The sequence below is a fragment of the Rubellimicrobium roseum genome (assembly GCF_006152145.1).
GTDB lineage: Bacteria > Pseudomonadota > Alphaproteobacteria > Rhodobacterales > Rhodobacteraceae > Rubellimicrobium > Rubellimicrobium roseum.
In genome coordinates this window covers 1-8132 of the sequence record NZ_VDFV01000086.1, presented here as the reverse complement: position 1 = coordinate 8132, position 8132 = coordinate 1, and the positions used below count along the sequence as shown (strand labels likewise).

The following is an 8132-nucleotide window of genomic DNA, read 5'->3' as shown; positions in this document are numbered from 1 at the left end:
CCCCTCAGACCGGGAGCTTGAATCACACCGTCACAGCGGGAGCGAGCAGATCAATGGGTCCTGAACCTAGATTAGCAAGGATGGCTATGGTCGGGCGGGATATTGAATTCGACCATGGCCTCGACCTGCATGTAGCGGCGCTGGAGCCGCCCCTCACTGGGGGCCTCGGACACAAGGGTTCATTAACAGCCGGTGTTAGTTCGCGATCTTGATGATTATGAACTTCTGCCCCATTTCGGCCTTGATTGGCCCAGAAAACAACCATGGGCAGAGCAGGGTGGCTCTGCGGCCAGTCTCGGTCGAGTTAACGATTGAGCGGACACAAGGGACAGACGACATGCGGACGGACATCTCGGCGACCAACAACATCAACGGCTTTATCGGGGCCTGCCTCGTGGATAGTGACTCGGGCCTGATGCTGGCCTCCGAGGGCGGCGGCAAGCTCGACCTTGAGGCGGCCGCGGCGCTCAACACCCAGGTGGTCAAAGCCAAGCGGCAGGCCATGGAGATCCTGGGCCTCGAAGACCACATTGACGACATCCTGATCACGCTGGGCAAGCAGCTCCACCTGATCCGTCCGCTGGAGAAGGCTCCGGCAATGTTCCTCTACGTCGCTCTCGACAAGAAGGGTGCCAACCTAGGCATGGCCCGGCTGCAGGTGAAGCAGATCGAGTCCTCGCTGAGTATGTAAGGCAGTAGCAAGCCACTACAGCTCTAGGGGGCTTGGAGGCCTGCGCTGCGAGTAGCAGACGTCCCGGATCTGATCCGGGTTGCTCATGTCTACTTCGAGGCTATGCAGGGACTTCGGCTCGGCGGTGGGGCGGGGCATGGCGCCCAGAGTGCCCGAGCCACGTGCTTGGGCACGTCTTCAGAAACCATGAGGTTGAATCACGTGCCGGCCACCCATGCCCTTGTTGAAAAGCTTAGCTGTCTTTTTGACCTTGCACCCGAGGAGTCGGCGGCCTTGCACGCTCTCCCGAGCCGGCTTGTCCGGCTCGCGGGTGATGAGGAGATTCATCGCGCTGGAGACTGCCCCACCAGCTGCTTCGTCGTGCTGGATGGCCTTGTCTGTTCCTCCAAGTGGATCGAGGACGGCAAGCGCCAGATCATGTCGTTCTATGTGGCAGGTGACCTGCCCGACATCCGCACGCTGCACCTCGGGGTCATCGACTGCGACGTCACGGCAGTGGGGCCCTGCCAACTGGCCGTCATCGAACATGGCGACCTGCAGGCCCTGTGCGACGCCCACCCCCGGATTGCGTCCGCGCTCTGGCGCTGCACGCTCGTTGTGGGCTCGGTCTATCGGGAGTGGATTGTCAACATTGGACACCGCTCGGCCCTGGTGCGGCTGGCGCATCTCATGTGCGAGCTGATGACGCGCTTGGAAGCCGTCGGCCATGCCAGAGACAGGATCTGCAACCTGCCGCTCACTCAGATCCACTTGAGCCAGGCGACCGGGCTGTCGGCGGTCCACGTCAACCGCTCGCTTCAGGAGCTGCGCAAGCGCGGGCTCATCACCTTCGGGGGCGGACGGCTGACCATCCCTGACTGGGACGGGCTCACCCGGCTCGCTTACTTCCGGCCGGACTACCTCTACCTGCCACAGGCCCGCCGCAGGGCAGCCTAGAGTGCTGGCGGGCCGACGTCGGATCCGATCATCGGAGCGCTATACGGCGGATCCCCCGTCCGCCATACCCGTCTCGGCGCCTCTTAGGCCCATGTTGTTCTTTAGTCTGCTGCCCTGAACCCCGCCCATCATGACACCGTTCCCTCTTGGCCTCGCACTGCCGAAGGGAGCATCCCGACGATGCCTGACAGCTATTGGGCCCGGGTCGGACACCAAAGGGCGTTGGCTGACTTCCACGACTATGCGAGCCAATCCGAGGATCTCAACGAGATCCTGACGGAGGCCTGCTGGCGGGCCAGCCGGGCTCTGGGCACCGAGCGCGCCAAGGTGCTCGAGATCGAGCCCGAGGGCGAAAGCCTCCTGGTCCGAGCCGGCCTGGGCTGGCACCCCGGCGTTGTCGGGCATGCGCGTGTCTTCCTGCACGAGGGCGTCTCCGACGCGTTCGCGGTTCGGACGCGTGAGCCCGTCGTTGTGCAAGACATCCGCACGGACCGGCGCTTTGACCTGCCCGGCTTCATGCACGCCGAAGGGGTGCGGGCGCTGGCGAATGTGCCGATCCTGCGGACCGATCCGCAGGCCTTCGGTCTCTTGGAGGTGGACGACACCCGCCCACGTGACTTCGACAAGACAGATGTCGCCATCCTGACCCGCTACGCCGCCGTTCTGGGGTGGGCGATTGATCGTCTCCAGGCGGTCTAGACGACGCGGTGGACCACGTGGTGGACCTGCGCAGCCCATCGCCAGGTCGCCAGGCCCGGTGGTTAGGACGCGTAGCCTCGGCAACGGATGCGTCACTCGCACCTGAAAAGGTCTGATCTGATGATCTGGCTGCGCCCTCCAGAGGAAGGCCAAGGCCGACCAGGAGCAGCAAGCCGCTGCTCGCCAGACCATAGAAGCCGAGCGCGAGCCGACGTGGGTGCCCCATGAGCAGGCCGATGGCTGTGGCTCCCACGCTGGCGAGGGGAGCAGGAACAATCAAGCAATCGAAATGCGCACCTCCCTTTTGAGGACATGTTCGCGTCACAAATCCATCATTTGAAGTGACGTCGGACGACGTTCCGCCGCAATGCGGCCCCAACGGGGCAATCACGGCTAAAGCGCCCGAAAGTCGTGAATGATTTACCCCCTTCGTCTATCAGCTCAACGCTGAATACATACAATAAATATCAACAACTTATATATAAAACTTAGGCTTTCTCCATGTCGCGGTGACGGAGGGGAAGCCTTAATTGTCTGATCAGTCGCAAATATCCGCATCGACCTGCACAAATGGTAAGGTTGGCAATAGAATGGGAATGGAGAATGAAGGATACGCGACGTGGTGGGGGCCTTGACGCGAGTAGTGGTTAACAATGTTCTCTGATTGCTCCTTCGGGCACCTGGCATCGAGCCCGCCTCCGATGTGCCTTTCCGGGAATGGACACCGTCTTCTGGCGCAGGCGCCGCCGGCAGACTGACGCGCCTTCTGTAAGCGCCGAAACAAGAGCGCGTAGTGCACCGATTGTCGCGCATGGCTCTGATGCCCCTGCGCGTTCGGTGGCTGCTTGCTCGTTCGTCCGATCCGCACCGACGCCAAGCGGCTGCCTGGCGCTCCTGTAACTCGTTGTTCCCACAGCCCCAAAAGGTACTCATTGTGAAGCGCACCATCCTTCTATCGACTGCACTGATTGGCCTTTCTGGCACCGGAGCCTTGGCCGAGAGGTTGGCTTCATCCGTTGAGTCCCCATCCCGGACCGTGCAACTGGCCCCGAGCTGCCCACCCGTGGAGCCTGCGGTCGCTGAGCTTCAGGAACGGGGCATCTACAGCAGCATCACCGTGTATCTGGGAACAAACCGGGCCCGCATCGAGGCGGACCGCATGGACGGGGCCCAGGAGGAGTACCGCTTCGCCTGCAACGATGAAGCCAGTGCTGCGGTTGGAAAAGAAGGCCGGCCCGGTCAGCGCCGGCGCGAGGGTGACCGTCGCCAAGACTGGAACCCTAACCCGAACAGAGGCACTCCGGGTGAGGGTGGCAATCCCGGAGGCACCCCTGGTGGCGGCAAAGGAAGCAATCCGGACAACGAGAATCCTGGTGAGGGTTCTGGCCGCAACCCGGGCGGCAACCCCGGTCGTGACCCTGGCAGCAACCCTGGAGGGGGCACTGGGGGCAAGCCGGGCGGCGACACCGATGCCGGTGAGGGTTCTGGCAGCAACCCCGGTCGTGGTACTGGCAGCAACCCTGGTGGGGGCACCGGGGGCAATCCGGGCGGCGGCACGGAGACCGGCGGCGAGACCGGGGGCAATCCGGGCGGCGGCACGGAGACCGGCGGCGAGACCGGGGGCAATCCGGGCGACGGCACGGAGACCGGCGGCGAGACCGGGGGCAATCCGGGCGGCGGCACGGAGACCGGCGGCGAGACCGGTGGCAATCCGGGCGGCGGCACGGGCAACTCCGGCGGTGGCGGCCGAGGCGGCTGCTCAAACTCCGACGGTGATGGTGACTGCGGTCATGGCAACAATGACGGCCATGATGACCCCGACAACCCGGGTCAGGGCGGAGGCGGCCACGGCACCGGGGGCAACTCCGGCGGCGGCAACGACAACAACACTGGCGGCGCTGGCGGGAATCAGAGCGGCCAAGAAAACGGTGGCAAGGCGGACAGCAAAGGTGGCAACGCCGGTAAAGGCGACGGCAATCCTTCCGAAGGACGTCGGAGTGGCAACGCGGGCGGTGCCGGTCGTGGCGCTGGCGACAGAAACGGCTGACGTGCGCATGGCCGTCCTTCATCGCTGACAAACAAGAGACTTAATGAGGAGGGCCGGTCTTGGACCGGCCTTTCTTCTTCGCTCTGCAGCCGGCCTCGCCCTCTGCTGTGCCTCTGTTAGGTGCCCTCATGCTTCAGGTGGGCCGTCCCAGAGAGGAATGTCACGGCTGACGCCTCTTGGACGGACGAGTCATGGACCAGGTTCTTCACGGCAGTGCCCGCACGACGGAGGTTGAGGAACAGTGAGCCTCTGTGTCGGCTGCCCGGCTGGACAGGTCGAATGTCGAGCGAGCGTGATCAGACCATTTCGCTGATCGAGACCCGCTGCCATCCTTTAGCGGCAGTCCTGCCATTCTCCCCTTGTTTTCCTGGAGGGCCTTGTCTCGAGGTCCGAAGGGGAGTGGACGTGCCGAACTACCTTGCGCAGATCGTGTGGGCCGACGTGACCGCCAGCGACCCGGGCCCGATCTGGGAAGGCCGGGTCGGCTATGTGGCGGCCCTTTACCGCTCCCTCGGGGGACAGCTGCGCTACTGGTATATGCGCGACGCGGGCCAGGTCTGGCTGGTGGTGGTGAACGCCGCCAGCCTCGACATGATGACGGCGGCTGGGGCCTCGGTCTCGGCGGAGGCGGAGACCAACGGAGTGGCCTCCTACAGCGCCATAGTCACCCCGCTGGCGGACGACCCTCCCGTCGAGGCGCACACCCTGGCCCACGTCATTGGGTGGCCGTCCCCGCGCAGCGGGTGACACAGGTCGCGTCTGGCCCTCCCCGGGCCGCCCTTATCGCCTGATCCGGTGGGCCGCTCAGGCCGCCTCGTCGTAGACGGCATCGAGGTAGACGCCCTCGTCGACCATCTCCACGAGCCACCTGCCGAAGCTGAAACCCGGGACGCGGTGACGGGTGAACGTTTCCAGCGCCTCTCTGGTCGTGATCCGGCCGTGGTCCATGGCGCGCACCACCTCGACCAGGTGGTCGGCCAAGGCGAGGTCCTCGCGATCGCTCCGCACGTCGCGCGGCGGGCCGGCGAGCTGCAGGACTAGGCGGTCCTTCAGGTCCTCCAGGTGAGCCTCGGACGCAGGGTTGTGCAGATAAAGCGTCATGCCAAGCCTTCGATCAGGAGCAACAGGGAGATGCGGGACCGTCGTCGCCTGTGGGCCTTTCGCGCAACTGACCCGTATGACGCCACGTCCTATGTTAAGTGAGGCGAAGTCATTCCGCCGCAGGCCGACCGAACGCCTGAACGGCTCCCCGTTCCGGCCGGACACCCAAGCATGACCATAGAGGCTCAAGCCTAGGCCTAAGCACGTGCTAATGTTGGACGCTGAGATCATCATCTTGGTGGCCGCCGCCGTTGCTGGTAAGCTTAGAGCCCGCTGGCTGGCTCCGGATCAGGTCTCCTGATGCGAGGCTGAAAGGGATCCGGGACACTCTCCGCAGTGCAGGGCCTTCTGCGGCCCTCTAGGAGTCATCACGGCGCGAAGTTTCGCGCGAAGAAGATCGCGCTCATGGTCGCGCCGACGGCGATGACGACGGCTCGCACTGCAGAGCGGGGCAGAGCCCGGGCAAGTGGCGCCCCGGCGTAGCCGCCGGCCGTGGCCGCCAGCATCATGACGATGGCTTGCGGCCAGGCGACGAGCCCTGCAATGGCGAAGGTCGCGACCGAGATGGCCGACAGCAGAAACGACAAGCCGTTCTTGAGCCCGTTCATCTGGTGGAGATCGCGCATGCCCTGGAGCGAGAACAGCGCCAGCAGCATGATCCCGAGCCCGCCGTTGAAGTAGCCGCCATAGACCGCCACCAGCACGGCCCCGAGTGGGTTCGACGGGGACAGCGCAGCCTGCCGCCTCGCCCAGGTCTGGAGCCGATCCCCAAAAGCAAAGGCCAGTGTAGCGACGGCCAGCAGGAACGGCACCACAGCCGCGAAGGCCTCGTTGGAGGAGACGAGCAGCAGGAGCGATCCAATCAGGCCGCCCACGACCGTGGCTCCAGCGGCCCGGAGCAGGAGGTTGCGGTTCAGGGTCCGCAGCTCCCGCCGGAAGCCCGCGGCGCCCGCGAGGTAACCCGGAAACACCGCCACCGCGCTCGTGGCGTTGGCGGGCACGGGTGGCAGGCCGGCATAGACGAGGGCTGGGAACGTCAGGAACGTGCCGCCCCCGGCGACCGTGTTGAGAACGCCAGCCGCGAAGGCCGCCAGCACTAGAACCATGAGGTCGTGCAACGGGGGTTCTCCCGGGATGCCGCAAGGTCCCGCGAAGCTTGCATCGGGGTAGCTCGCAAGAGGAGTGGCAGGCGGCGGCCTTGTGGCCGCTCGTCCGTCCAAGTGATGCCGAGCAGCCTGCCGGTCTTCGGAGACTAGGCGCCGGCGTTGATGCTGTCCTTGAGCGCCTTGGCCACGATCACCTTGACCACGCGGTCGGCGTCCTTCTTGATCTGCTCGCCCGTCGAGGGGTTGCGCGCCATGCGCTCGGGGCGCTCGCGAAGGAAGATCTTGCCCACGCCGGGCAGCGTCACGGCGCCGCCTTCGGACACGGTGCGGGTGATGATGCCGCTGAGCGCCTCGAGCATCGCGCCTGCCGCCTTCTTGTCGGTCCCCGTCTCCTCGGCCAGGGCGGCGACGAGTTGTGTCTTGGTCATCTGGTTGGCCATGTGGTCTCTCCCTGTCTACAGGCCCCGGAGGGCGTCAGGGCTCATTCTGCATCGCTTCTCGGAAAACCTGTCCAGCTCATAACTCGGCTGCCCTGGGAAGAAGCCCAGATACGAACAGGACCTGTAGCGGCGGCGCTTCAGTGGGGTCGGATCAGGCAAGAGATGACATGTCCGCAAGGGGATCCCCTTGCGGATGCTAGGATCCGAAGGTGCATCGGGCCGGTGTCTTGGACGTGCGCCCCTATGGAAACGAAACCACTACTAGCTCCGAGCATAGCTGAGCGGCGTCTTGGGATGGCTTGCGCTGTGAGTTGCGGCCGAGCATAGTCCGGCTTGGGTCCGGGCCCCTCTGGCAGCGCCGCCCGGCGCTGCGATGTCGGACCTTCCATTTGCCGCTCCGATGGCGGTTCACTGGAAGGCCGACTGGATCTCTGTAAGAGCATCAGGCCTTCCGTGAGCCTCACCTGAAGCGGTGATGGGCGAGTCGCAGTGCCCTTCGACGGAGAACGGTAATGCTTCAGAACGGTCGCAGGATGATCGACATCACTTCACCATACCACGCACCGTGAGCCGCGCATGCCGCCAGTTCGCCTTGAACTCGGACCCGCTCATTCGCGAGAGCTTGGTCGAGGAACTTTGAGGCTTCGGTGACAGTCGGGCCAAAGCGGGCTGGCTGATCAGCAATCCGTCGACGTCCTGGTCCGGGCCCCCTCTGGCCGGCGTGCCCCGCCCTGACATGCCGGCGATGTCGGACCGCTCCCCACCAACTTCCTGGCCGTTGCGGGACGGCAAGGCAGACGCAGGGGGTCCTCCCATGGACGCAACCTTCATGTCGTGGCTCGGCTTTGCCGCCTTCGTTGGCCTGCTTCTGGCATTCGACCTCGGCCTCCTCTCGCGCAAGGCCCATGTCATCACCGGGCGCGAGGCGTTGATCCGCGTGGGCATCTACTTGGCCCTGGCCATGGTCTTCTGCGCCGGGGTATTCTGGTTTCAGGGCTCCGAGCTGGCGCTTCAGTTCCTGAGCGGGTATCTCATCGAGTTCAGCCTCAGCATCGACAACATCTTTGTCATCGTGCTGATCTTCACGCACTTCGCCGTCCCACCCCAGTACC

At 64.7% G+C, this 8132-nt stretch carries 8 protein-coding genes and 1 pseudogene; 6 read left to right on the top strand and 3 right to left on the bottom strand.

Features of this window, described 5'->3' with window-relative positions:
* Window positions 1–337 precede the first annotated feature (337 nt).
* The 5 genes from FHG71_RS22315 (at window position 338) to FHG71_RS22295 (ending at window position 5120) form a co-directional block, all read left to right on the top strand.
* Window positions 338–691, top strand: a complete 354-nt coding sequence (locus FHG71_RS22315; RefSeq protein WP_139083931.1) for a roadblock/LC7 domain-containing protein — start codon at window positions 338–340, stop codon at window positions 689–691.
* 201 nt (window positions 692–892) lie between these two features.
* Window positions 893–1627 (top strand): Crp/Fnr family transcriptional regulator, encoded by a 735-nt coding sequence (locus FHG71_RS22310; RefSeq protein ID WP_218014218.1) that lies wholly within the window; start codon window positions 893–895, stop codon window positions 1625–1627.
* 180 nt (window positions 1628–1807) lie between these two features.
* Complete coding sequence (locus tag FHG71_RS22305; protein ID WP_139083929.1) at window positions 1808–2326, top strand: GAF domain-containing protein; 519 nt, start codon at window positions 1808–1810, stop codon at window positions 2324–2326.
* Window positions 2327–3389: 1063 nt separating this feature from the next.
* On the top strand, window positions 3390–4373 hold the full coding sequence (locus FHG71_RS23815; protein ID WP_176559585.1) for a hypothetical protein: 984 nt from the start codon (window positions 3390–3392) through the stop codon (window positions 4371–4373).
* A 405-nt stretch (window positions 4374–4778) separates the two neighbouring features.
* Window positions 4779–5120, top strand: a complete 342-nt coding sequence (locus FHG71_RS22295) for a hypothetical protein (protein WP_139083928.1) — start codon at window positions 4779–4781, stop codon at window positions 5118–5120.
* Window positions 5121–5177: 57 nt separating this feature from the next.
* Here FHG71_RS22295 and FHG71_RS22290 read toward each other — a convergent pair whose 3' ends face one another.
* From FHG71_RS22290 to FHG71_RS22280, 3 genes are all read right to left on the bottom strand, one after another.
* Entirely contained in the window at window positions 5178–5474 is a 297-nt protein-coding gene (locus FHG71_RS22290) for a hypothetical protein (protein ID WP_139083926.1), read from the bottom strand.
* Between the two features lie 368 nt (window positions 5475–5842).
* Window positions 5843–6592, bottom strand: a complete 750-nt coding sequence (locus FHG71_RS22285; RefSeq protein WP_139083924.1) for a sulfite exporter TauE/SafE family protein — start codon at window positions 6590–6592, stop codon at window positions 5843–5845.
* 134 nt (window positions 6593–6726) lie between these two features.
* Window positions 6727–7020 carry an HU family DNA-binding protein gene (locus tag FHG71_RS22280; protein WP_139083923.1) on the bottom strand — a complete coding sequence of 98 codons (294 nt, stop codon included), beginning with the start codon at window positions 7018–7020 and terminating at the stop codon, window positions 6727–6729.
* A gap of 814 nt (window positions 7021–7834) precedes the next feature.
* Between FHG71_RS22280 and FHG71_RS22275 the strand changes: the two are divergent.
* Window positions 7835–8132, top strand: a pseudogene (locus FHG71_RS22275) (TerC family protein); the annotation flags it as partial.

What these genes read in the sequence shown, in the direction of transcription:
- FHG71_RS22315 (WP_139083931.1), top strand. Translation starts at nt 338, where the DNA reads ATGCGGACGGACATCTCGGCGACCAACAACATCAACGGCTTTATCGGG.
- FHG71_RS22305 (WP_139083929.1), top strand. Translation starts at nt 1,808, where the DNA reads ATGCCTGACAGCTATTGGGCCCGGGTCGGACACCAAAGGGCGTTGGCT.
- FHG71_RS22290 (WP_139083926.1), bottom strand. Translation starts at nt 5,474, where the DNA reads ATGACGCTTTATCTGCACAACCCTGCGTCCGAGGCTCACCTGGAGGAC.
- FHG71_RS22280 (WP_139083923.1), bottom strand. Translation starts at nt 7,020, where the DNA reads ATGGCCAACCAGATGACCAAGACACAACTCGTCGCCGCCCTGGCCGAG.